The 23,638-nt window shown below is 35.5% G+C and carries 19 protein-coding genes and 1 pseudogene; 13 read left to right on the top strand and 7 right to left on the bottom strand.

Annotated elements, in window-relative coordinates; genetic code table 11:
• The first annotated feature begins 325 nt into the window (after positions 1-325).
• The gene (locus tag OOA_RS06945; RefSeq protein ID WP_008911433.1) at positions 326-1,948 is read left to right on the top strand and encodes a peptide ABC transporter substrate-binding protein; all 1,623 of its coding nucleotides are present in this window, start codon (positions 326-328) and stop codon (positions 1,946-1,948) included.
• A 480-nt stretch (positions 1,949-2,428) separates the two neighbouring features.
• Positions 2,429-3,412: a zinc transporter ZntB gene (gene zntB, locus OOA_RS06940; protein WP_008911432.1), complete on the top strand. Its 984-nt coding sequence runs from the start codon at positions 2,429-2,431 to the stop codon at positions 3,410-3,412.
• Positions 3,413-3,971: 559 nt separating this feature from the next.
• Here the strand turns inward: zntB and ttcA are convergent.
• From ttcA to OOA_RS06925, 3 genes and pseudogenes are all read right to left on the bottom strand, one after another.
• Positions 3,972-4,886, bottom strand: a complete 915-nt coding sequence (gene ttcA / locus OOA_RS06935; RefSeq protein ID WP_008911431.1) for a tRNA 2-thiocytidine(32) synthetase TtcA — start codon at positions 4,884-4,886, stop codon at positions 3,972-3,974.
• Positions 4,887-5,354: 468 nt separating this feature from the next.
• A complete protein-coding gene (locus OOA_RS06930) occupies positions 5,355-5,564 on the bottom strand; it encodes a hypothetical protein (protein ID WP_008911430.1) in 210 nt (69 codons plus the stop codon).
• A 138-nt stretch (positions 5,565-5,702) separates the two neighbouring features.
• Positions 5,703-6,343: pseudogene (locus OOA_RS06925) on the bottom strand (HD domain-containing protein).
• A gap of 80 nt (positions 6,344-6,423) precedes the next feature.
• Here OOA_RS06925 and OOA_RS06920 point away from each other — a divergent pair.
• Together OOA_RS06920 and OOA_RS06915 are read left to right on the top strand one after the other, a co-directional pair.
• Positions 6,424-7,419, top strand: a complete 996-nt coding sequence (locus OOA_RS06920; protein ID WP_008911428.1) for a GlxA family transcriptional regulator — start codon at positions 6,424-6,426, stop codon at positions 7,417-7,419.
• 117 nt (positions 7,420-7,536) lie between these two features.
• Positions 7,537-8,274: an SDR family oxidoreductase gene (locus OOA_RS06915; protein ID WP_008911427.1), complete on the top strand. Its 738-nt coding sequence runs from the start codon at positions 7,537-7,539 to the stop codon at positions 8,272-8,274.
• A gap of 1,020 nt (positions 8,275-9,294) precedes the next feature.
• Here the strand turns inward: OOA_RS06915 and OOA_RS06910 are convergent.
• Both OOA_RS06910 and OOA_RS06905 read right to left on the bottom strand, forming a co-directional pair.
• Positions 9,295-9,537, bottom strand: a complete 243-nt coding sequence (locus OOA_RS06910) for a helix-turn-helix domain-containing protein (RefSeq protein ID WP_008911426.1) — start codon at positions 9,535-9,537, stop codon at positions 9,295-9,297.
• Positions 9,538-10,053: 516 nt separating this feature from the next.
• Positions 10,054-10,746, bottom strand: coding sequence for an aspartate/glutamate racemase family protein (locus OOA_RS06905; protein ID WP_008911425.1), 693 nt, complete (start codon positions 10,744-10,746; stop codon positions 10,054-10,056).
• 474 nt (positions 10,747-11,220) lie between these two features.
• On the opposite strand from OOA_RS06905, the gene OOA_RS06900 reads away from it, so the two are divergent.
• The 6 genes from OOA_RS06900 (at position 11,221) to OOA_RS06875 (ending at position 18,274) form a co-directional block, all read left to right on the top strand.
• The gene (locus tag OOA_RS06900) at positions 11,221-12,144 is read left to right on the top strand and encodes a substrate-binding domain-containing protein (protein WP_008911424.1); all 924 of its coding nucleotides are present in this window, start codon (positions 11,221-11,223) and stop codon (positions 12,142-12,144) included.
• A gap of 57 nt (positions 12,145-12,201) precedes the next feature.
• Positions 12,202-13,758: a sugar ABC transporter ATP-binding protein gene (locus tag OOA_RS06895; RefSeq protein ID WP_008911423.1), complete on the top strand. Its 1,557-nt coding sequence runs from the start codon at positions 12,202-12,204 to the stop codon at positions 13,756-13,758.
• A gap of 10 nt (positions 13,759-13,768) precedes the next feature.
• Positions 13,769-14,788 (top strand): ABC transporter permease, encoded by a 1,020-nt coding sequence (locus OOA_RS06890; RefSeq protein WP_008911422.1) that lies wholly within the window; start codon positions 13,769-13,771, stop codon positions 14,786-14,788.
• A gap of 838 nt (positions 14,789-15,626) precedes the next feature.
• Complete coding sequence (locus tag OOA_RS06885; protein WP_008911421.1) at positions 15,627-16,406, top strand: YaeF family permuted papain-like enzyme; 780 nt, start codon at positions 15,627-15,629, stop codon at positions 16,404-16,406.
• 399 nt (positions 16,407-16,805) lie between these two features.
• Complete coding sequence (locus OOA_RS06880; protein ID WP_040690861.1) at positions 16,806-17,723, top strand: Gfo/Idh/MocA family protein; 918 nt, start codon at positions 16,806-16,808, stop codon at positions 17,721-17,723.
• Positions 17,724-17,839: 116 nt separating this feature from the next.
• Positions 17,840-18,274, top strand: a complete 435-nt coding sequence (locus OOA_RS06875; RefSeq protein WP_008911419.1) for a VOC family protein — start codon at positions 17,840-17,842, stop codon at positions 18,272-18,274.
• A gap of 428 nt (positions 18,275-18,702) precedes the next feature.
• Here the strand turns inward: OOA_RS06875 and OOA_RS06870 are convergent, their stop codons facing one another.
• On the bottom strand, positions 18,703-20,310 hold the full coding sequence (locus tag OOA_RS06870; RefSeq protein WP_008911418.1) for a cholesterol oxidase substrate-binding domain-containing protein: 1,608 nt from the start codon (positions 20,308-20,310) through the stop codon (positions 18,703-18,705).
• Positions 20,311-20,895: 585 nt separating this feature from the next.
• On the opposite strand from OOA_RS06870, the gene OOA_RS06865 reads away from it, so the two are divergent.
• The 3 genes from OOA_RS06865 (at position 20,896) to OOA_RS06855 (ending at position 22,618) form a co-directional block, all read left to right on the top strand.
• Entirely contained in the window at positions 20,896-21,324 is a 429-nt protein-coding gene (locus OOA_RS06865) for a universal stress protein (protein WP_008911417.1), read from the top strand.
• Positions 21,325-21,648: 324 nt separating this feature from the next.
• Entirely contained in the window at positions 21,649-21,987 is a 339-nt protein-coding gene (locus OOA_RS06860) for a hypothetical protein (RefSeq protein ID WP_008911416.1), read from the top strand.
• A 193-nt stretch (positions 21,988-22,180) separates the two neighbouring features.
• Positions 22,181-22,618, top strand: coding sequence for a universal stress protein (locus tag OOA_RS06855; RefSeq protein ID WP_008911415.1), 438 nt, complete (start codon positions 22,181-22,183; stop codon positions 22,616-22,618).
• 544 nt (positions 22,619-23,162) lie between these two features.
• Here the strand turns inward: OOA_RS06855 and OOA_RS06850 are convergent.
• A complete protein-coding gene (locus OOA_RS06850) occupies positions 23,163-23,456 on the bottom strand; it encodes a DUF5339 family protein (protein ID WP_008911414.1) in 294 nt (97 codons plus the stop codon).
• Positions 23,457-23,638 lie beyond the last annotated feature (182 nt).

Raw genomic sequence — 23,638 nt, 5'->3', positions numbered from 1 at the left:
GTACTAAAGGTTTATAGGAAAAAATAGAAAGCAACGGGGGAATTTGCTGAAATACCCATTCATAATAACGAATATGTTTATATAAGGGATTGGTTTTGTCTCAAAAAGTGATAGTTGCTAGCAGATTAAAGTATAGCGTATAGATTTTTGAACAATGAAAGAATAAGATGCCGTAAGGGGCATTGGTTGTAACCTAAGGCCATAAACCTCAAGCCGAGATATTATATTGATTAATATATGCTCACTATTTGTTAGCTAGTTTTTCATTATTTGAATGATGATGTATCTAGCTAACTTTCTTGCTCATACGACAGAATCTTAAAAAATGCATAAACGCTCCCTTTCATCTTTAACGCTAATTTTTACAGCGATGTTTATAGCTGCTCCTGCCGTATCTGCAGTCATCCCCACAGGTACAGTGCTTGCAGAGAATCAAGAAGTCACTCGTCATCTTAAAGATGAACCCGCATCACTAGATCCAATAAAGTCAGTCGGGCTAACCGAAGCGCAAGTTATGCGTGATTTATTTGAAGGGTTGGTTAATCAAGATAAATTTGGAGCTCCTATTCCTGGCGTCGCGCAGAGTTGGAGTACGACGGACAATAAGACATGGATATTCAAATTGCGCCCTAATGCACAATGGTCGAATGGTGAACCGGTTACAGCAGAAGACTTTGTCTATAGTTGGCGTCGGCTCGTGATGCCAGAAAATACGTCACCATTTGCATGGTTTGGGGCTCTTGCCGGAATTAATAATGCACAACAAATTATCGATGGTGAACTATCTGCGGAAAATCTTGGTGTTGAAGCAATTGACTTGCATACCCTTAAAGTCGTTTTGAATAAGCCAGTTCCTTATTTCCCATCGCTAACCGCTAATTTTAGTTTATTTCCAGTTCATGCTGAGACAATTGCAAAATTTGGTGCAGACTGGATTAAAGTTGGTAATTTAGTGGGGAATGGTGCGTTTAAGTTATCTGAGAGAGTCGTTAATGAAAAGATTGTTTTAACGCCAAATCCGTTTTATTGGGATAATGCCAATACTGTGATTACAAAAGTGACATTTGTCCCTATTAATCAAGAATCAAGTGCGACTAACCGTTATTTAGCTGGTGATTTGGATATTACTGAATCATTTCCCAAACAGCGTTACCAGAAATTATTAACTGATATTCCGAATGAGGTTTTTACGCCAGATCAACTAGGCACTTATTATTATGCTTTCAATACACAGAGAGCGCCTACTAATGATGTTCGAGTACGTCAGGCATTATCTATGGCGATTGACCGCCAATTAATAGTAAGTAAAGTCCTAGCTACGGGTGAAAAACCTGCTAATTATTTTACGCCTGATGTGACAGTAGGATTTAAACCACATAAAGGGCTTTATGAAAATTATTCTCAACAAGAATTAGATGCACAAGCTAAAGAATTATTACAGGCTGCGGGCTATGGGGGATATCATCCATTAAAATTAACGCTTTTATATAATAGTTCTGAAAATCACCAAAAAATAGCCATTGCTGTCGCCTCAATGTGGAAAAAGAAATTAGGTGTTGAAGTTAAATTAGTAAATCAAGAATGGAAAACGTATATCGATAGCCGTAACACAGGTAATTTCGATGTTATTAGAGCATCGTGGATTGGTGATTTTAATGAACCATCCACTTTCTTGTCATTATTAACCTCACAGCATACGGGTAATATTTCTAAATTTACCAGTAAACATTATGATGAGGTTATCGCTGCTGCGAGTTTAGAAACGAATACAGACTTACGCAATCGTTATTATAATCAAGCAGAAACTATTATTACGCAGGAAGCACCAATTGCACCGATCTATCAGTACACCAATGCTCGACTCATTAAGCCGTGGTTAAAAGGTTATCCAATAGAAAACCCAGAAGACGTGGCCTATAGCCATAGCTTCTATATTACGGCGCATTAGCAATAAAACACAGCAGTGTATGTATGGGAGTAGATATATACGCTGTGCCTAGTTTATTAAGTAGCGAATTCTTTTTACTTTACGTAACTACTTTTAATTCGGCTAAAAATAGCCTTTCAAAGTTCAACAGCCCCTAGCATAAAAAAATTCCTCCTGCTGAAGACATCAGAAGGAGGATCAAAAAGGAATAAACATTACTAGTAAAATAGTCGTCGAGCTCGTTATTAATTTATTGTTTATTTGTGGGAAAAACGTCATTCTTTTAGCCAAAATAGCGGTTATGAACAGTCGCGGTAAATTTTTAATATTTAGAACTATGATACTTAGAGGGTTTTGAATAAGATTACTTGGTGTTTTTTATACAGTTATTCTGATACATATTCTTAATATGCCCTCGTTTTATAAGCTTTTCTTGATATTTCTGCCGTATTCCCTCTATGCTATACCTAATAAATGATTTTAAGGCAAGGAGATGGCTGCATGGCACTGATTTATGGTTCATTATTTCAAGGTTCAAATCCGGTACATGCATTTCAATTAACAGGGGATGGTGGGTTCCTGCCAATTGATCCGAATGCTAATGCGACCCAACAGTCCCCTTTTTGGTTTCACTATGATTATAAAAACCCTGAGAGCGAAAAGTGGCTTCAAGAATCGGATCTATTTAATGAACAAGTTAAATCTGCTTTATGCGGATGTGAAGGGCGCTGGCGAATTCTAAGGGTTGGCGATGGCGTGTTATTAACCTTACAAACACTCAACACTAATGCAGGGCAGCGGCCTGAACAGCTAGTAGCTTTTCGGGTTTTCATTAATAGTCGTATCATTATTTCAAGTCGCCACAGGAAAGTAAATGCACTAGACTCTGTGATAACTGATTTAAAACAAGGGGTTGGGGCTGAAAGTACAGGCGATTGGTTGGTTGAAATGACTGATGCCATCACTGATGAGATTAGTGATTTCACCGATACTTTGCATGAACGTTTGATTGATCTGGAAGATTCCATTTTAAATGGGGAAATTCCTGAACGAGGTGAGTTGGCATTATTACGTAAGCAAATTATTGTGATACGACGTTATATGGCTCCTCAGCGCGATATGTTTGCGCGTGTCGCAACAGAAAAACTATTATGGATTGATGAGACAGATAGACGGCGGTTACAGGATATTTCAGATCGTTTAGGCCGTTGTATAGAAGATTTAGATGGGTTTGTTGCACGAACAGCTATTATGTCAGATGAAATTACCAATATGATGACTGAAATGATGAATCGTCGTATTTATACTATGTCGTTATTGGCTATGATTTTTTTACCAACAACCTTTTTAACTGGACTATTTGGTGTCAACTTAGGTGGTATCCCCGGAAATGAGTTTCGTTTTGCTTTCAGCGTATTTTGTGTGTTATTAGCACTACTCATTGGAGTTGTTTTTTGGTGGCTAAGAAGAAGTCGTTGGCTCTAAAAAGTAAGTTATTGTTGCTAACGAGTTTTAGTTTGAGGTAAATCAATAAAATGCATACAATTTTGGGGCATTATTAGTCTCGCAGGTGAATGCAACGTTGAGCGATGAACGTTGTGCTCCATAATTGTAGTTTTTCTCATATTGAGTTCTTATACAGAATAATTGACCACTGTAATGCCGATGTATCTTACATCGGCTTTTTTTATACCTAAAATAGGCTAATTTGCCAGTACACACATGTTGATGGACTATTAGACAGAGCCATTATTTACAGATTAAAAGCAATGGGTTGTAAATTTTCTAGGGTCAATTTTCATTCAAATTAAAGAGGTTTTAGGTAAAGTAAAAGGCTTGCTGCTGAGCTAAGCAAAATTTTCTCAGCGTAGAAGAAAATGAGTGGAACGCTCTTTGACCGAACCCGAATGCAGTTTTTGAGCATTTTTTTATTTTTGAAAATAAGCAGCAAAGATCAATAGTCCCTAGTCGCCATAGGTACCTTATCTCAAAGAGGGGGGGCCACCTTTAACCTGAGCTGACCCCATAAAGGTGGCTTAGTGGATTAGTTTACTTCAATAATATTAAGACGTTCTGCAACTAATTCAGGTCTATCATCATCGTCTATTGGTAATTGAGTGGGTAAATCTTCACGATCAAATGCGAGATCACCACCGTTAATGACTTCATCACCATGTGAGACATTTTTAAAGTCAAATAACTCAGTATCACATAAATGTGATGGGACAACATTTTGAGTTGCTCTGAACATCGTTTCAATTCGGCCAGGATAACGTTTATCCCAATCACGAAGAAGGTCTTTAATCACTTGGCGTTGTAAATTAGGTTGTGAACCGCAAAGATTACAAGGAATGATTGGAAATTCTTTTGCTTCAGAATAGCGTTCAATATCTTTTTCACGGCAATACGCAAGGGGACGAATAACAATATGCTTACCATCATCACTCATTAATTTTGGTGGCATACCTTTTAATTTTCCACCGAAAAACATATTCAGGAAAAGTGTTTGCAATATATCATCACGATGATGCCCAAGAGCTATTTTGGTTGCACCTAATTCTGTTGCTGTGCGATATAAGATACCTCTACGTAAACGAGAACATAAGGAACAGGTTGTTTTACCTTCAGGAACCTTATCTTTAACAATCGCATACGTATTTTCTTCAACAATTTTATATTCAACACCGAGATTGCTTAGGTATTCAGGCAGAATGTGTTCAGGAAACCCAGGCTGTTTTTGGTCTAAATTGACAGCAATCAGAGAAAAAGAGATTGGTGCACTTTTTTGCAGGCTTTGCAGAATAGAAAGTAAGGTATAGCTGTCTTTACCACCTGACAGACATACCATAATGCGATCACCATCTTCAATCATGTTGAAATCGGCAATGGCTTGCCCCACATCACGGCGTAATCTTTTTTGTAACTTATTAAAGTTATATTGTTCTTTCTGTGCGTTCATTTTCTACTGTTCTGTATTGTTGCGGATTGTAAGTTAATTTGCTGAAAATTTTTTATTTTTTGCTTTTTGCTGTTCTCATTATTTCTGATTGAATGCGACTCTATACTCGTTAAGGTATGAGATATTGCATCAGAATTTGGGACGATATATTTGAGATTAACAAGCTAACTGACAAAAAATTAAAGACCATCTACGGCAAAGAAATCGCTAAGTTAATTATGATAGCAGATGGTCGGGGGTCTTTCGATACTGGCAAGTAAAAAGGAGGTAATTCGTAGCTATTCTTTTAGGCACATGGAAAACTAACCTTGAGATATTGTAAGCAATTTTCCACTGCTCATGTCTATTTATACTTAAAAATAGACTATAATCCATTCGTTACTTTCGGCAACGCTGCTCTGTCTATGAGTTTTATCATTGATATGAAGATATCAGCTCAAGCAAAGCTACCATAATAGGTGGTGGGAATTAAATCGCTTTATCAATCGCTTTTTCAATTGCTTGGCACTCGGTTGAATTTCCTGCTGCGTGTTCTATTTTTCCAGGCATGGAACCTTCCGGCGTATCTATTTTAATTGTGCATCCACTTGCATCAGTTGGATGTTTGATTTTTGTAGAGCAACCAACTAGGAGTATTAGCATAGATAATAACAGCGATATTTGGGTTTTCTTGTTCACAAACGTTTTCCTATTGGTGATTTACTAAAGTTTATGTATTAGTGCAGTATATTGATAAAATAGAGTAAACATAGCAAAGTTTTTAAAAAAAAAGCCAGAATTTTCTGGCTTTACAAGATGATTTAATTTAAGTAAATATCAGTTTTCCCATAATGATGAACGAATGATCGAACAGAAATTCAATGGTTCAAAGTTAGGAATTTTATCAGCTAAAACATCAGCTTTGACATTACCAAATGTTGTTTGTGGCTTATTTTGATACCGTCATAAAATGTTTGAATGATGTTTTCTTTAAAATTATCACCACGAGGATGATGTTCAATTACTTTTTGGCGTATATGCTCATCATAGCCTGCATAATTAATGCCTAGAACATCCATCTCAACACCAGCTGTGACTAATGCAATAACAGGATCCATAAATTCAGGTATACCAGGAGTTGTATGTAATGCAATTGCTGTCCAGACATTGTTAATATCTTCAGTGCTTATACCATACTGTTGAAGAAAATCTTTGGCGGCATTGGCTCCATCGACTTCAAAACGCTTATCACAACTACAATGTTTATGGGTTAATCCCATATCATGAAACATACAGCCAATATAAAGAAGCTCTGAATCTACATTCAAATTTCGTTGTTGTCCTGTTAATGCCGCCCAATAATAAACTCGGCTAGAGTGATGAAATAATAATTCAGACTCGGTGTCTCTAACCAACTCTGTTGCTGCTTTCGCCATTGCGGTATCTGGAATACAGATGCCATTGATTGATAATGTCATATATGCCTCTTCTTGTGGGTTACGTTGTTTATTCGTGATTAAAATAACATCGACAAGTTATGTCTTAAATTGCATAATTAATGCCATTTGAGACATGTGGTGATATTGAGACACAAAAAATGAAAGAAATAATTGTTTTAGCGCTGCCTGGCGTACAACTTCTAGATCTTTCTGGCCCACTAGATGTTTTCGCTGAAGCTAATAGGATTATGGGGAGAGCGGTTTACAGAACTCAAGTTATGGGCTTAAGCTTAGAGCATATTACGTCTTCATCTGGCGTGAAAATTATCCCTGATCTGACGATACATGAGGATATAGCTCATATAGATAGTTTCTTAGTCGCTGGTGCCCCGAATATTTGTGATTATATTAAGGATGAAAAATTGCTATGCGCAATAGCAAATCTAGCAAAGCAATCTTGCCGATATGGATCTGTATGTTGTGGCGCAATATTATTGGCACATGCTGGTATTTTGGATGGACATAAAGTCACCACTCATTGGGCGGTAGCAACTCAATTAGCGATAGATTTTCCTAAAGTCAAAGTGGAGCCTGATGCAATCTGTATTTCTGATGGCTCATTAAGGACTGCCGCGGGCGTTACTTCAGGTTTAGATTTAGCACTTATGATGGTTGAAGAGGATATAGGTCGGGAAGTGGCCCTTGAAGTATCAGCTCAGCTTGTGATGTTTTTTAAACGCCCTGGCGGGCAACTACAATTCAGTCGTCATGGGGGGGCAAGTATACAAGGTCGAACGACATTACAAGAACTACAGAGATGGGTAATATCGACATTAGACCGGCCTCATAATGCGAATACTCTTGCAGAGCATATTGGGTTAAGTACACGGCATCTTAGCCGTTTATTTAAACAAGAAATTAAGGTCACTCCGTCACAATGGTTAATTCAACAAAAAATTAGTCATGCTCGGCATTTATTAGAATCAACAAAATTTTCGCTTAAACAAATTTCAGCACTATGTGGTTTTACAAGTGTTGATATATTTAGACGGGCATTTGTTCGAAGCTTGAAAGTCAGCCCAGCACAATATCGAAAAAATAATTGGAATAAATAGAATGTAATATCGCAGAAGTTATTGATGGTGTTTTTTTGCTATAGTCTAAAAGTTAATATCAATTTTTGAATAAAATCCGATATCTAATCAGTCGTTACATTGAAATATGAGGACAACATGAATACTACAAACAAAACAGCTCTAGTCACTGGCGCATCTCGTGGTATTGGTCGTGCAATTGCAGAACGATTAGCAAAGGATGGGTTTAATATTATTGTGAATTACTCTGGTAATCTAGCCAGCGCAGAAGAAACGGTAAATGCGATTATTTCAAACGGCGGTACAGCGGTCGCTATTCAAGCCGATGTTGCGAATGAAACAGAGGTTAACGAGTTATTTAAAAAAGCGAAAGCCTTAAATGGCAAAATTGATGTTGTTGTACATAGCGCGGGTATTATGCCATTGGCTAAAATTAGCACTGAGGGTTTGGCTGATTTCGATAAAGTTATCAATACAAATCTACGGGGTGCTTTTCTTGTGCTTGCTCATGCGGCTGAAAATATGAGTGATGGTGGGCGAATTGTTGCCCTCTCAACTAGTGTAATTGCAAAATCTTTCCCAACTTATGGACCTTATATTGCATCGAAAGCTGGAGTTGAAGAATTAGTCCACGTTTTAGCGAATGAACTAGGCGGCCGTAATATTACTGTAAATGCAGTTGCACCGGGGCCAACAGGTACAGATTTATTTTTTAATGGTAAAAGTGAAGAGCAAATAAATGCAATTGCTAAATTATGTCCTCTTGAGCGTATTGGAACACCAGAAGAGATAGCTAATGTTGTTTCAACATTAGTGGGCGCGGATGGTAGTTGGATTAACTCACAAGTTATTCGCGTCAACGGTGGCTTTGCATAAAGAGGAATTTGATAAGTGTTAAGACTCAAATAATAAACTGACTCAAATTATTTGTTTGAAATTTAACGCAGACGACTATCAATTTGATTAACAGGATTGGTTGAAAAATTAAAAGCCCATCATAATCAATATGGAGGGCTTTTAATGGTAATCACATAACATACATATATCCTATTTGCTTATCTTTGATATCAAAACAGACCTATTCGCTATCTGATGGGCCTTTTGATGTTAACGATAAAAAGAAAGCAATAACAATAATGGTATATACGAGATACATACAAACCTCCCGCAATCTAAAAATAAAACTTCTGTTCCTTGTAAGCTAGTGAGCTCAATTTAAGAATAAAATAATTTTTGGTTTTTGAAAATAGTAAAGTGACATTTATTTTTTATAAATTACTTTAATCATCAAATTACTATAGATAAATTTTTTCAGGCTTTAATGCTGTCGTCATTGAGTCAAAGTAATGAAATGAAATATTGATATATATCAATTGGTTGTGTTTTTGTGTTGTATGGAATATTGCCGATTCATATTTTATGAAGTTGAACTTAATTACTCAAATTGAAATAAGTTGGAATAAAAATTTTGCCGTAGTGTATGTGCGTTTTATTGATGTAAAAATGAGATACTTGGTACCTCTTCGCAGAGCTGAAATTAATTTGTTTTCATTACTAAAAAAGTGTTCAAAAGTGGCTTTCAGGCTCGATTAAAGAACATTGCATCTATTTTACTTTACATTTAGAGGGGCTTGTCTTAGTCCGCCAAGTGGGGAGCCTACCGCTTAACCTAAATCACGTCTAAGTTTAATGAAAATCGAGCTTAATAGATCAGCAAGTCTTGGAGAGAGGGAAATCAATAGTGCATTGATTTTTTTGAAAGTTTTTAATTTAATATCGTGTAATTTATTTTTTTAATATAATTAGATTTTTAATTTACATTAAACATTAGAGCATTTAGCCCTAATGTTCGTTGAATAGATGCTCAATAACCGTAGAGTATCATTAAGTTCATGTTCAAGTATGGTTTGAATAGCTCTCAAAAACATCAAGTAAAACTTTAATTTCAACTTTGAATACATTAGAAATTATAATAAGGTGGTCGATGTAAATAGAAGTCTCACCTAATTCATATTGAATATATTTATACTCTGATATTCTTAATGCTGCGGCTATTTCTTTTGTAGAGATAGAGCGAGATATGCGGATATCTCTAATATACTTCCCTAAAGAGACACCTCTAGAATTTGATTGATTCATGAGATCACATCCATGATATAAATAGATAGACTATTATCAGAGATAAATTCAGGAATTCAATAGTATAATCTAGTCATTTTTTAAAGTTACATCATATTATTAACATAATAGAGATTTTATTTTTGTTAAATGGTAATTAAAAAAATAAATTTTTCAAAAAAACATCTAATTTGTACAGTTATGGATGTAAAAGCTAAAAAAATATAAAAATAATATTTTTATCAATTAGTATTAATTAGGTAAGTTTACATAGTGTGTAAATACGTAGTTACTGTAGTAATAATAGTAATAGGAATGAGTGACTAGGAATGAACTACCCATAAATAATCCTCATTTATGTGACTATAGAGGTTTTATCTATTTTAAAATTATAGTCAAGGAGATTGTATGAGCATCTTAAGCATGCATCCTGAGTTACATCTTTTATTTATGTTCATCAGGATAGCATTGCTTGTGATCTATTTTCATTTCTAATTTTTTTGAGTACCAAATTAGGTTTTAAGTACTTTTTAATTATTAGTTTAGCGCGAGTTCAATAGCTTTTTGTGTATGTAAGGCTGTTGTATCAAAAATAGGTACAGAGGTATCATGCTCGTTAATAAGAAGTGTTATTTCAGTACATCCCAATATAATTCCTTCTGCACCTTGAGCCACAAGAGATGCCATAATACGTTGATATTGTTTTTTCGAGTTAGCATCTATTTTCCCTAAACAGAGTTCTTGATAAATAATATCATGAATAATTTTTCTATCTTCGGCTGTTGGTGTGATGACAGAAAGATTATATTTATCAGATAAGCGATTTTTATAAAAAGGTTGCTCCATTGTAAATGCAGTTCCTAATAAACCAATCTTTTTTAGTCCTGATTTTATGATGCGTTCACCGGTTGCATCAGCAATATGCAATAAGGGAATATTGATATTTTGTTCAATTTTTTCGGCAACTTTATGCATTGTATTCGTGCAAAGGAGAATAAAATTAGCACCAGCTTGTTCAACATTTTTTCCTGCCTGAGCGAGATATTCACCAGCGAGATCCCATTGACCTAAAGATTGCATACGCTCTATTTCGGCAAAATCGACGCTATATAAGGCTATTTTTGCTGAATGAAGACCACCGAGTTGTTGTTTGATCCCTTCATTAATCTGCTTATAGTAAAGCAAAGTCGATTCCCAACTCATTCCACCAATTAGTCCTATTGTTTTCATTATGTTATCTCTTAATAGTTAAGCATCATTATTGAGGTTGTAAGACGAATAACTTTAGTATCATAGTCTCAAAATTTTTCAATCAATGCATGACTTAAATTTATGATGAGAGTTATTATTAAATAAATAATTACAGGACGCTTATATTCTCTCAAAGCCTAATGGAATAAACGTTTCATTAAATTCCAATATCTCCGATTAATATAAAATTATTCCTTATAAGTGGGTATTAAGCCGTGGTTACTTATTGATGAGTTAATCAGACAGATGAATGTGTGATCTCTATTAAGTAAATTTCACGTTTAAACGTTAATTTCGTTACCAACTCGACAAAAATGTAAATTTTCATATAACAACATTTGGAATGTATGTTTCATTAAGCTATACCTATGTTATCGCCATGTTAAGAGTTGTGGCGAAATGAAAATACAACATGCACTCATAATCAGTGGGAAGGGCGAAATGAAAAATATGATGAAATTAACCGCGCTGGTTGCTGTACTCGGACTCACAACTCATGCAATGGCAAAAAATGAGCAAATTGTGTTTAGTCCACCGACGTTGGCAAGTCCATTTGAAGTTCATATGCAAAAATCTGCAGTGAAAACGGCTAAAGAGTTAGATGTTAATATTCAAGTATTAGATGGCCAGGGAAGTTCTCCTAAGCAAGTTGCTGATATTGAAAATGCAATAACTCGCGGTGCACAAGGTTTTATTGTTTCTCCTAATGATGTTAACGCGATTGCTGATGCTGTTGTTGATATTCAAAAAGCAGGGTTACCAGTTGTCACACTAGATAGAACTATTAATGCCCAAAAACCAATACCTCACTTTGGTGCTAACAACTATAAAGGTGGCCATGCGATTGCTGAATATGTAAAACAACAGTTCCCAGATGGTGCCGATCTGATATTAATCACAGGGCAACCGGGTTCATCTTCCAATATTGAACGAACTAAAGGTATCCGCGATAGCTTAAAAGAAGGGGGTAGCAAATATCGTTTAGTTGCAGATCAAAACGGTAACTGGATGAGAGCTGAAGGAATGAGGATCACCGAAAGCTTACTACCGTCTCTTCCTAAAAAACCAGATGTTATTTTATCTGCAAATGATGACATGGCGCTTGGTGCTATCGAAGCATTAAGTGCTCAGGGTTTCAAACCAGGTGAAATCCTTGTAACGGGTTTTGATGCAGGTCCAGAAGCATTAAGCCGTATTAATGAAGGTTGGATGGCGGTAACGGCAGATCAGCGAGCTGGCTATGCTGTCAAAACAGCAATGGGGCAATTAGTTGATAATATTCGTGATAAAAAAGACATCACTGGTGCCGATTATGCTCCCACCCTTATTACTAAAGATAATCTTGATCAAGCTGAACGTATTGGTGAAGTGAAATAGTCATCAGCGACGTTATTCAGGGCTCTATGAGCCCTGTTTTCCTGAAAAGGAGTTTTTATGTCAGAACCACTACTTAAAATTACAAATTTAACTAAAAGCTTCTCGGGGATTTGGGCATTAAGTCATGCACAAATGACCGTTATGCCAGGAGAGGTTCATGCATTATTAGGCGAAAATGGTGCAGGCAAATCGACTTTCTTAAAAGCACTGGCGGGTGCTCAGCCACAGACGAGTGGGGATATTTGGTTTAATGGTGAAACACTTTCTGTCACAGACTCCCCAATTATTCGGCAACAAAAAGGCATCATTACAATTTATCAAGAATTTAATTTGCTGCCAAATATGACGGTTGCTGAAAATATGTTTTTGGGGCGTGAAGCGTTAAAGATGCATTGGATGGTTAATGAAAAAATACTTAACCAAGAGGCAAAGGCAGTTCTTGACTATCTACAGCTAGCGATCAAGCCCACAACGCAAGTTGCGCGCCTCAGTGTTGCTCAACAGCAAATGATAGAAATTGCACGTGCATTGACCCTTAATGCCAAATTAATTGTGATGGATGAACCTTCCGCTGCATTGAGTGATATTGAAGTTGAAAGCCTTCATCGGGTTGTCAGGGAGTTGAGAAATAGAGGCGTGAGTGTAATTTATGTAACTCATCGGCTACATGAAGTATTTCAAATTTGTGACAAATTTACCGTATTCCAAGATGGTCGCTATACCGGATCGGGGAATGTGACAGATATTTCAGTACAAGAAATTATCCGCATGATGGTAGGCCGTAATGTTATTTTTGAACGTAGGCCTCACAGTGAGACTTACCATCGAGATAAGCCAGTACGCCTTTCTGTGAAGAATTTATGCAAAGAAAAACCAGTGCTCGATCCTCATGGTATTGCACTCCATAAGATTAGTTTTGAGGTGCATGAGGGAGAGATATTAGGTATTGCAGGGCTGATGGGGGCGGGGAGAACAGAAGTTGCTCGCTGTTTATTCGGTGCGGATAAATATGCTACGGGTGAATTTACACTCGATGGCGAGCCTTATAAACCCACGACGCCAATGGAGGCTTTGGACAAAGGAATTGCTTTGGTTCCGGAAGATCGAAAAAAAGAAGGTGCCGCACTAGGGCTTTCTATTCGCTATAACTTATCTATATCAGGCTTATCCAATCTTCTAAAAATGGGGTGGATGGTAGATACAAAAAAAGAAAATGCATTGATAGAGAGCTATAAACAAGCACTGCAAATTAAAATGGCAAGTTATGAGCAAGAAGTACGGAAACTATCTGGTGGTAATCAACAAAAAGTGATCCTCGCACGTTGTATGGCAATGAATCCAAAAGTATTAATTGTTGATGAGCCAACACGAGGTATTGATGTTGGTACTAAATCAGAAGTCCATCAGGTTATTTTTGAAATGGCGAAAAAAGGTGTTGCGGTGATCGTTATTTCATCCGATTTGCCTGAAGTTCTCGCGATATCAGATCGAATTATCACGTTGAGTGAAGGGCGTTTAACGGGCGAAATTAAAGGTGATGATGCGACAGAAGAAAAATTAATGATGATGATGGCGATTTGCCATCAAAATTCACCCACTGAAATAGCCGTATAAGAGAGGTTATATGCTACAACAACAATCTTCTACGGCTAATGGCCGTAAAAAAATCGATTTCATTGCCTTTTTTGAACGTTTTGGCGTATTGATTTTCATGGTGTTATTAATACTGTTTTTCCAAACACAAAACAGTAATTTTCTGACAGAACGTAATACTATCAATATCTTAACTGAGGTGTCAATTTACGGTATTATGGCAGTTGGAATGACATTGGTTATTTTAACTGCTGGTATCGATTTATCAGTTGGCTCAATACTGGCTGTTAGTGCCATGACCGCAGCATTTATTATTAAAGGTGACAACTTAGTTGGTCTAGATCCTGAAGCGTGGGGAGGAATGAGTTGGCTGGTTGGATTAGCTATCTGTTTAGCTGTAGGGACTGGAATTGGTTTCCTACATGGGCTAGGGATCACTAAACTCAATATTCCACCTTTTATTGTCACATTAGGCGGAATGACAATTTGGCGAGGATTAACACTTGTTATTAATGATGGCGCGCCGATATCCGGCTTTGATGCTGGATATCGCTGGTGGGGTCGAGGTGAATTACTGGGAATTTCGGTACCGATTTGGATTTTTGCAATTGTTGCATTAATTGGTTATTTGGCATTACATAAAAGTCGTTGGGGGCGTTTTGTTTATGCTGTTGGGAGTAACCAAGAAGCTGCGCGATTAGCTGGTGTAAATGTAAAACGTGTTTTAGTGAGTGTTTATGTTGTCATTGGTTGTTTAGCAGGATTGGCTGGATTCGTGTTAAGTGCTCGTTTAGGTAGCGCTGAAGCGGTCGCTGGAATGACATTTGAATTACGTGTAATTGCATCTGTTGTTATCGGCGGGACATCGCTAATGGGGGGATATGGGCGAATAGGGGGGACAGTTATTGGTTCAATCATTATGGGTCTATTGATAAATGGATTAGTGTTAATGAATGTCTCCGCTTATTACCAACAGATTATCACTGGGCTAATAATTATCTTAGCTGTAGCCTTTGATACTTATGCTAAAAACCGTCGTGGAGCAGGTTAAATCATATATATCCATTTGATATTATTTGAATAGTTTACGTTGTAAATAGTGCTCATCTCCTAGCAAGTTAATTTAGCGAGTCGTTCAGAAGAACAAAACACCTTTTTATTCTGCATAAAAAGGTGTTTTATCAATATAAAAAATAATGAACTAAAACAATTCAGCAATGATTAATCACCAGATTTTCCACTAGGGCTGTTTATCTTTGCTGTTGATTTTTACCGTACTAATCGATGTAAATAACCGCAATATAATCATATCACCTACTTAGGTGCCTAAAAAACATCACAAAAAATCCTAAACCGTAAATGAAAAGCGCCCTTAGGGTTCGATTAAACGTGATTTTTCGCTGTGTTGAGCGACTCTTGCCTTGCTTCTTTTTGTCTTAACTAAAGGCGTGTAATTCGAATAAAAATTGACCTTTAAAGATAAGCAGCCCCTAGAGGTTACCAGATTAGTAAGCTAAATGACGGATGACCAATTTCGTTATTGAATGATTGTAATTTGAGTGATGTCATAATCATATAACATCATATAAAATTAAATGGAAAAACAAAAATTATAATAATCAAATTGTTACTTCTGTTTTTTGGCAATAAAAAAGATTTATATCTGTAAAAACGTGACATGTCACGCAACACAATTAATGGCAAAATTACTTTTTTTTCATCTTGATCTCGATTCGTTTAGTAAACGAAATAAAAATATTTAGGAGTATGCGTACTATACGCAGGACATCAAATAAAACACAATGTTAAGACGTTTCCGATGAAAATTCATTAGGTGTAGTGACTTTTAATTCGTGAATAAATATAAACATGGACGGATATTATTTTTGATGAATTTCAATTATATAATTATATGCTTTTTTCTTATTATGGTGACAGGGTGTTCTACTGGTTTTACAACAAGTGACAAGAGTAATTGGCTGAGGTTTAATATTCAACAAGCTAATACAATACCCATCGAAGAATCAGTTGGAGTACTCGCCGTTTCTGACATGCTACCTGGCGATATTTTATTATCATCAGCAACTGGCCTTAACTCTTGGGGGATTCGGTTGTTCAGTATCAGCGGTGTGAGCCATGCATCGATTTATTTAGGTGCGGGAGAAGTGGCTGAATCTGTTGGAAGTGGTGTCAGAATAATCCCCCTCGACCAAGCGATTACTGAATCCAACAATATGGTAGTTCTGCGCCAAGCCGGTTTTACTTCAATCCATGCAGAAAAATTACGCCAATTTATTACATTAAATGATGGTGAAAAGTATAACTTTAAAGGCATTGTCATGATTGCGCCTTGGATGCTGACTAAACGAGTTTGTGAATTACCGCTTATTGGCCAAACAGTGCGTGATTTTTGTTTAAAAACGCTAGCGACAGTACAGTTGGGGGATGATGTTGAGCAAGCTAACGGGTTCTTTTGTTCACAGTTCGTCTTAGATGCTTATAAATATTCAGGGCTCCCTTTATTTGAAGGGAATTCATCATGGATCACGCCAGCTGATATTCTTCATATGCGAACCGGGGATGTCCCTACATTTGTTCCTACTCAGAGATTGACCTACATTGGGCACTTAAAATCATGGAGTTTTTCGAATGCAATTCGTAAAATATGATATTGCCTAACAACGAGTTATCCTCATAATTTTGCTTATTATTCAAAGTACTGGAAAATAATTAAAAAAAAGGCCAACTCAGAGTGGTTGGCCTGCTAAAACTGGAAGCAATGTGAGCAATGTCGTTTGCGAAAGCTTGAGTAATTTACTCAGGTATTCGCTATGTGAAAGATAACCATTCTCATTTAATAAATCAACCTTTTTTTGTGTTAAGTGTATTTTTAATTTGTAAAAATCATTTTTTTGGTAAAACAGCTTAATATTTAATGGATAATAAATATTAATTTCTAATAAACATGCAATTAGTAGGGATTAATAAAAATTTAATGTCAAAAAAAGGCTATTCGCTATACTCATTAATACATTAAATTGCGAAACCATCTAGAGAGCTAATCGACAATGAGAAAAATAAGAGTGGGCATTGTGGGGTTAGGGAATATAGCGCAAAAAGCCTATTTACCTGTGTTAAGTAAAACCGATAATTGGCAATTGATTGGCGCTTTTTCACCAAATCAATCGAAAGCAAAAATCGTGTGTGATAGCTATCGTATTCCACTGTATTCTGATATAACGAAATTAGCTAATCATTGTGATGCTATATTTGTTCACAGTAGTACATCTAGCCATTATGAGATTATTCATAGCTTGCTGATGGCTGGGGTACATGTCTATGTTGATAAGCCACTAGCCGAGACTCTGGAGCAAGCTGAACAACTTATTAATTTAGCACAGAAACAAAAACTGTTCCTGATGGTAGGTTTTAACCGGCGTTTTGCTCCTTTTTATTGTGGTTTGAAGCAGCAACTTGGTCAGATTGCATCATTGCGAATGGAAAAGCATCGTAGTGATAGTGTTGGCCCTAATAATACGCGTTTTACCTTACTTGATGATTATTTGCATGTTGTTGATACGGCGCTCTGGTTAACTGACGCAAGCGTTACTTCACTCAGTGGTAGTATTATAGAAACCGATAAGCAAGAACTCTTTTATGCAGAACACCACTTAAAGGTAAACGATATTTGGGTAACAACATCGATGCATAGAAGGTCAGGTAGCCAGCAAGAGAGTGTAATTGCAATCAGTGACGGAGCGATCCATCAAATTACTAATATGAATTATTGGCGTAGTGAATGCCAATCAGTGATAAAAGAAAAACAATCTGCGAATTGGGATTCTATACTCGTTCAACGTGGGTTTGATGGCGCTATTCGTCACTTTATTTATGCGGTGTCTAACAATACAGCACCTGATGTTAGTGGTGAACAAGCTATTTATGCTCAACAATTAATTGAAAAAATGATACAGATGACGTCTTAATGCAGAAATTAATGCCTTAATTGAAAGTTATTACCAGTAACTAGTTTTTATTACAAAGGTTAATGATTTATTTATAAAATATTTAATATTAAATATATATCAAAGGGATGATTAAAATGGTTGACCCACAAAGTCATTCAGAAGTGCTATTTGTTGCTGGCTTTGGTCCAATAACACAAGACGTATTAGTTAGCCGCGATTTTTATCTTGATACATTAGGGTTACCATTAAAGATTATGGAAGGTAATCCTGATTATTTAACTTGTGAAGACAAGCAACTTGATGGCGTTAATCACTTTGCCCTTTGGCCATTATCACAAGCCGCTCAGTCGTGTTTTGGCGTTGAAATATGGCCAGCTGAACACACTGTACCTCAAAGTTGGATTGAATTTGAAGTTGCAAATATAACAAAAGCAACGCAAGACTTTATCGATAAAGGTTATACTGTTCTTATCAGTGGGCGTCAGGAGCCTTGGGGGCAAACAGTAACTCGTTTGTTGAGCCCAGAAGGAATGCTTGTTGGTTTGACTATTACCCCATGGCTTAGGTAGAAAACAACTTCTATTGTATACCTGTCATAGTTCAAGTTGATGTTTACTGCAAAAACCGGTTAAACCTATAAATTGAAGTATGACAGGAACAAATAATCGTTATAATTAATCAATAGTAGCTTATATAGTCCCTGTGAGGCCCTCCCTCTAAAAGAACTTTATTGATATAAATTCATCAGATTCTTAATATATTAATCAGTATTTTCTATGCGCTAAATTGCAGTGTGAAAATTAGGTAGATATTTAAATATGTAAAATTTAATTTATTTGCATATGGGTGAATTAATATCATTGGTGTCATTCTTAATGATATGATTCTTGAGAAATTAAAATTAACTTGTTCACACTTTAATCATATTTTTTAATAATTAAAATCTCTGCTGATCTGCTGAAAGTAATTTGTATAAATCTATAATTTACTTGCAGGATCATATTTTAGGCTTTAGTAATCCTTCTATAAAGTAAGATGAGAAAACGCCATGAGGGTCAAGTTTTTTTAATTGCAATATACTATCATTCCATTCATTCCCTTTTATTATATAAGAATTTGGTATTTTATTTTTTATCACATCGTCATTAACCCAGGCATCCGATGATGTATATCCCCAACCTTTACTCCATTCAACGCGGATGATACTGGTATCATTATTGAGATGCTTATAAATCCATTCTTCAAGTTCCGCATAGAACTCTTCTGCACCTCGAGTTCCAGACATAGTTAATACGTCAAACCAGATGGCACAATCGATATCAGGTCTGTCAGGGATTGGTTTTAATGCTGAGAGTGCGGGTTCTATATTGCCATGAACATCAAGATCAGACAAATGGTCAAGGCTGCTTATGCGGATCTCTACTGGACCATTGATAGGATATTTACCTAAGTCAGCATACTTTTTAAGCATGGTAGAATGATTTGTTGACAGCAAATGAACTATATTTTGTATATTACATCTGCTGGTTAATATGGCATAACCATTTGCCGCCATCAGTAAGGTTGCTGATTTAACGTAATGTAAAACATTTTTTGACCACCCCCATATTTTATTGGTTAGTGTCATATTTATTGCTGTTGATGTTATGGCATATTGTGTCTTACCAAATAGAGGTGTCAGCTCAGGATGTGAATTTTGAATTTTAACTATTAGGTCAGAAAGTATTTCTGGGAGGTTATTTATGATGGGGTAGTTGTAGGGTGATGTTACTTCTCTCACCCAAAATGATTTTGTTGGAGTTACTGTCCATACCTTTAACCACGGTTTTTTTGTAAATGGAAACCATATGACTTCTACTCGTCCGCTTTTATTAACGAAGCTTGACAGTGAGGTATTTGACTCATGTCCTAATAGTTCATCGACAGACAAATTAAAGATACTTTCACAAAGTAGCCGAGGATTGGCCATAACTTGTAATGTTGCTTCAACAATAAAAATGCGCCCAATACTTGTCAAAAGTACTGAAATATCCGCATCATTACGCATGAACTCATGCAATATGTAACATTTATCGACATCACTCCATACGATTGCTTTCAATGATATGACAGCATTACTTAATGAACCGAATACTTGCCCTGAAATACGCTTTTCACCTATTGAGGGTAATGACGTGCCATGACCATTAATAGCAAGCACACCACCGAGAGTTATATCTCCTACTGCAGGCATTGAATTGAATCCATAGCTTTTTTTCTCTAAGAAATCACATAGTGAATCCATAGTAATTCCAGTCTCAGCAGTAACCGTTACTGATGATTCTGTTTCATTTATTGAAATATTTACTAAATGTTTTTTTGTATCGATAAAAATAATGTTATCTTTATGATCATTGGAAGGCATTATATTTAATGGAGACCAATTGTGAGAGGCTCCCATAGCCTTAACTTTATAATTATAAAAATATGCCCAATTGATAACCTCTATAATTTCATCTGCATTTTTAGGTGAACATATCCAAATGTTATCTATATTAATTCCTCTTGACCAATTTGAAAATCGTCCTTTTGAAATACATATATGTTCTGGAAAATTATCTGGCATTGTTAATCCTCTTAATTTAAATGGATATTCATGAATAATAATGAGCACAATAAATATATCTTTAACTCAATAATTTAATTTAAGTACTTAGTCGATATGTTACGTTATTTTAACCTCCATGCTAACCATTTATTTTGTTAATTTAAAATCAAAAAATAATCCTTATGCGATTAAATATCATCAAGGTGGTTTTATTTTAATTAAATTATTTGTTTGCTGTATTTTCATAACAATAAAAATTTTTTGGCTTTGTTTTTTAAGATATGAGTATTGCTTCAAATGCATACAACTATTTTATTGACAATTGAAGTTGAAAGTAGGGAACTTTCCAATTAGCGCATACCATGTGTAACTTACTGCCAGTAAGTATAGGTAAATATGCTATTTGAAGTATTTGTGCTGAAAAAATAGACAGGGATTTTTAATGTTAGGCTATTTAACATACTAACTTTGTAACTAAGAGCATAATATTTGACAATTTTTCGTGGGAGATCTCATTTATCTTGTTGTCTGAGAGACATTCGGTCATATTGGATTATAATTTTGTTGTTAATTTAAAATTCTATTTTTCTATCAGGAGGGGTTATGTATAAAACAATTCTGGTTCCTATAGACTTAACTGAAGATGAACTGACAAGTAAAGCTGTTCGTCATGCCGTTAATTTAGCAAAACAATCGGGTGCTAAAATGCACTTGATCCATGTACTGCCGATCTCTTCTGCCATCATTAATGCTTATGCTCTTGGTTACATGGAAATAAAAGACCGTGCAACAGTCAAAGCAGAAGAAGACATGCAAATTCTGATGGATTCGATTGACTTACCACTTTCTGATGTCAATTACACCATCACTTTTGGTTCACCCCGTGATGAAGTCATTAATACGGCGAAAGATATCAATGCCGATATTATTGTTATTGGCTCACGTCGTCCAAATATATCGACTCATCTTTTGGGCTCAACTGCTGCTGGGATCGTCCGTTACGCAGAGACCTCGGTACTGGTTGTTCGTTAATCAGGTTAATCAGGTTAATCAGGTTAATCAGGTTAATCAAACTATGTTAGAAGCATATTTCTAACATAGTTTTATTTATCACTATGTATTCTAAAATCTTATTTTTCTATCATAATTAGATAATTGATGAGGTGCGAATACCGTTTCTTCAATATATTTATATGTGCTAGTTTTTTTAGGGATATAATATATTGTTATGAATAAATTACTTTTATTTCAATTGATTAATTCGGTAAGCGCAATCAACAAAAAGTAATATCTCTTAGCATGAAAGGTATAGCTTGACCTAATGAGTCTGATTCCATGAGGAAGGTGAGCTTATTTATGGAAAAATTTTCAAAAGAAGTGATTCGAATTGAGTATTTCTTATTAAGAGTAATACGTTTTTATTTTTTAGCATTATTCGTTTTTTTTATTGGGCTATTACCCGGTATCATTGGTTTTTATTTTATAGAAGGGCATTCGTTAATGGAGTCAATGCTTAATGCATTATCCATGCTAAGCGGACAGGCATTAGAGCCTGCACCTATTACACAGGGTGGGCGTTTTTTTATTGCGATATATGGTTTGTTTTTACAAAGTGTATTCATTATTAGTATTGGATTGATAGTTACGCCATTTATTCATCGTATTTTACATAAGTGGCACTTAGAAGATGGGTAATATATTGATAAAACTGTGACGAATTCTTAACAAATAACGAGGCGGTTCACTGCAAGTTTGTTTTATTGATACTATACTTTTAGAGAATTATAACGACAAAGATTCACAAGCGTGTCCAACCTATCAGATTGCTGTGATACAACCTTTTAGGCAGGCTGATAATAACGGAATGATTAACTAGTGAGGGCATCATATGTATAACAAAATTTTAGTTCCCGTGGATATTTCAGAAGATATTTTGACTGATAATGCATTAAAGCATGCCGTTTATTTGGCAAAAATAACGGGTGCAAAAATACATCTTTTCCACTCGGTTCCTGATGTCTCAAGGTTTTCAATGAGTTACAGCTACCATTATGATCTATTATCCTCTTTTGCAAAAAAGGCGATTGAACGTTCTGAAGATCAATTAAAAGAAATTATTGCTAAAATTGATTATCCAGCTGAGGATATTTCATTCAAAGTTGAAATTGGTTCACCGAGAGATAAAGTTTTGGAAGAGGCTGAAGAGATTGGTGCTGACTTGATTGTGATAGGTTCACGTAACCCAAGTATTTCAACGCATTTATTAGGGTCAAATGCTTCTGGTATCGTATCTTATGCCAAAATATCGGTTTTGGTTGTTAGGTAACGTTTTTTCAAAAGGTCAGCATTTGCTGGCTTTTTGAAATGTAAGATGAATTACTCAATTGAATACCGTATTAATAATATGTTGTTTGCTAGCTTGATTTTAATTAAACGTTTAAATAAAAATTGTTAACTATCATAAATAATTTAAGATGGTCATTGATTATCTTCTCTGGTTATATATTAAATTGTATGTGTTTTTTAATATAATCTATTATCGCTATATTTAATTTAATATACTCAGGAAAATTCAATTCGTTTTAAGTTATAGTAATTATACTTATTTCTTGGTTATTGATTTCGAGATATATAATTATTATATGCTGAAATTCTTTGATTAAGAATCAAGGGTTAATATTAACTATAGGCAGGGGGATGAGGGCGAGTATATCCGTTATACTTGAAGTTACTTCATGAATTTTTAAATATCTTAAAATCAAGCAATACCCCGAGTTACATAACTTATATGTTCCTCGGGATAATTTTTTCACTTACAAGTAACTCAGATTGATTTAAGTATAAACACGTATTTTGTAAGGATGTAAGGGTTATTTACCTTCGACAGCTTCTTTTGCAACTTTAATAGCTTGAATGCCTTGCTCACAAGCTTGTTCTTGGGCATCTTCAGGGTAACTAGCGAGTGCTTTTTTAGCCTCTTCTAATTGCTGTTTCATTTCAGCAATTCTTTCTTTAGCATCAGGTTCACTTTTGTATTGTTCTTCTGCTTGCTTAACTAGTACATTCATTTCTTGAAAATAAGTATCACAATTCTTTCCTGCATTCGCGCCAAATGCAGTTAATGCAGCAAACATCCCGAAAACAACTGGAAGAATCTTTTTCATAATTTATTCGCTTTTTTAACGTTACGATAGTGCGAGAATAACATTCCATTTTAAAAAACACATCATCCACGTTGATCAATCTTTTCTTTCGTAGCTTATTTTTCACTACATTAGGAATAATCTGAACTTATTGCTTTCATGGGTATTGATAATAGCATAAATTGCATAATCATAAATGAGAA

The sequence above is a fragment of the Providencia burhodogranariea DSM 19968 genome, assembly GCF_000314855.2.
GTDB classification, from domain to species: Bacteria; Pseudomonadota; Gammaproteobacteria; order Enterobacterales; family Enterobacteriaceae; genus Providencia; species Providencia burhodogranariea.
Note: the sequence above shows the minus strand (reverse complement) of the source record. Positions and strands in the feature narration are given on the sequence as shown.

What these genes read in the sequence shown, in the direction of transcription:
- OOA_RS06885 (WP_008911421.1), top strand. Translation starts at nt 15,627, where the DNA reads ATGAATTTCAATTATATAATTATATGCTTTTTTCTTATTATGGTGACA.
- OOA_RS06890 (WP_008911422.1), top strand. Translation starts at nt 13,769, where the DNA reads ATGCTACAACAACAATCTTCTACGGCTAATGGCCGTAAAAAAATCGAT.
- OOA_RS06915 (WP_008911427.1), top strand. Translation starts at nt 7,537, where the DNA reads ATGAATACTACAAACAAAACAGCTCTAGTCACTGGCGCATCTCGTGGT.
- OOA_RS06920 (WP_008911428.1), top strand. Translation starts at nt 6,424, where the DNA reads ATGCCATTTGAGACATGTGGTGATATTGAGACACAAAAAATGAAAGAA.
- zntB (WP_008911432.1), top strand. Translation starts at nt 2,429, where the DNA reads ATGGCACTGATTTATGGTTCATTATTTCAAGGTTCAAATCCGGTACAT.
- OOA_RS06905 (WP_008911425.1), bottom strand. Translation starts at nt 10,746, where the DNA reads ATGAAAACAATAGGACTAATTGGTGGAATGAGTTGGGAATCGACTTTG.
- OOA_RS06945 (WP_008911433.1), top strand. Translation starts at nt 326, where the DNA reads ATGCATAAACGCTCCCTTTCATCTTTAACGCTAATTTTTACAGCGATG.
- OOA_RS06875 (WP_008911419.1), top strand. Translation starts at nt 17,840, where the DNA reads ATGGTTGACCCACAAAGTCATTCAGAAGTGCTATTTGTTGCTGGCTTT.
- OOA_RS06860 (WP_008911416.1), top strand. Translation starts at nt 21,649, where the DNA reads ATGGAAAAATTTTCAAAAGAAGTGATTCGAATTGAGTATTTCTTATTA.
- OOA_RS06850 (WP_008911414.1), bottom strand. Translation starts at nt 23,456, where the DNA reads ATGAAAAAGATTCTTCCAGTTGTTTTCGGGATGTTTGCTGCATTAACT.
- OOA_RS06865 (WP_008911417.1), top strand. Translation starts at nt 20,896, where the DNA reads ATGTATAAAACAATTCTGGTTCCTATAGACTTAACTGAAGATGAACTG.
- OOA_RS06895 (WP_008911423.1), top strand. Translation starts at nt 12,202, where the DNA reads ATGTCAGAACCACTACTTAAAATTACAAATTTAACTAAAAGCTTCTCG.
- OOA_RS06870 (WP_008911418.1), bottom strand. Translation starts at nt 20,310, where the DNA reads ATGCCAGATAATTTTCCAGAACATATATGTATTTCAAAAGGACGATTT.
- OOA_RS06900 (WP_008911424.1), top strand. Translation starts at nt 11,221, where the DNA reads ATGAAATTAACCGCGCTGGTTGCTGTACTCGGACTCACAACTCATGCA.
- ttcA (WP_008911431.1), bottom strand. Translation starts at nt 4,886, where the DNA reads ATGAACGCACAGAAAGAACAATATAACTTTAATAAGTTACAAAAAAGA.
- OOA_RS06880 (WP_040690861.1), top strand. Translation starts at nt 16,806, where the DNA reads ATGAGAAAAATAAGAGTGGGCATTGTGGGGTTAGGGAATATAGCGCAA.
- OOA_RS06910 (WP_008911426.1), bottom strand. Translation starts at nt 9,537, where the DNA reads ATGAATCAATCAAATTCTAGAGGTGTCTCTTTAGGGAAGTATATTAGA.
- OOA_RS06855 (WP_008911415.1), top strand. Translation starts at nt 22,181, where the DNA reads ATGTATAACAAAATTTTAGTTCCCGTGGATATTTCAGAAGATATTTTG.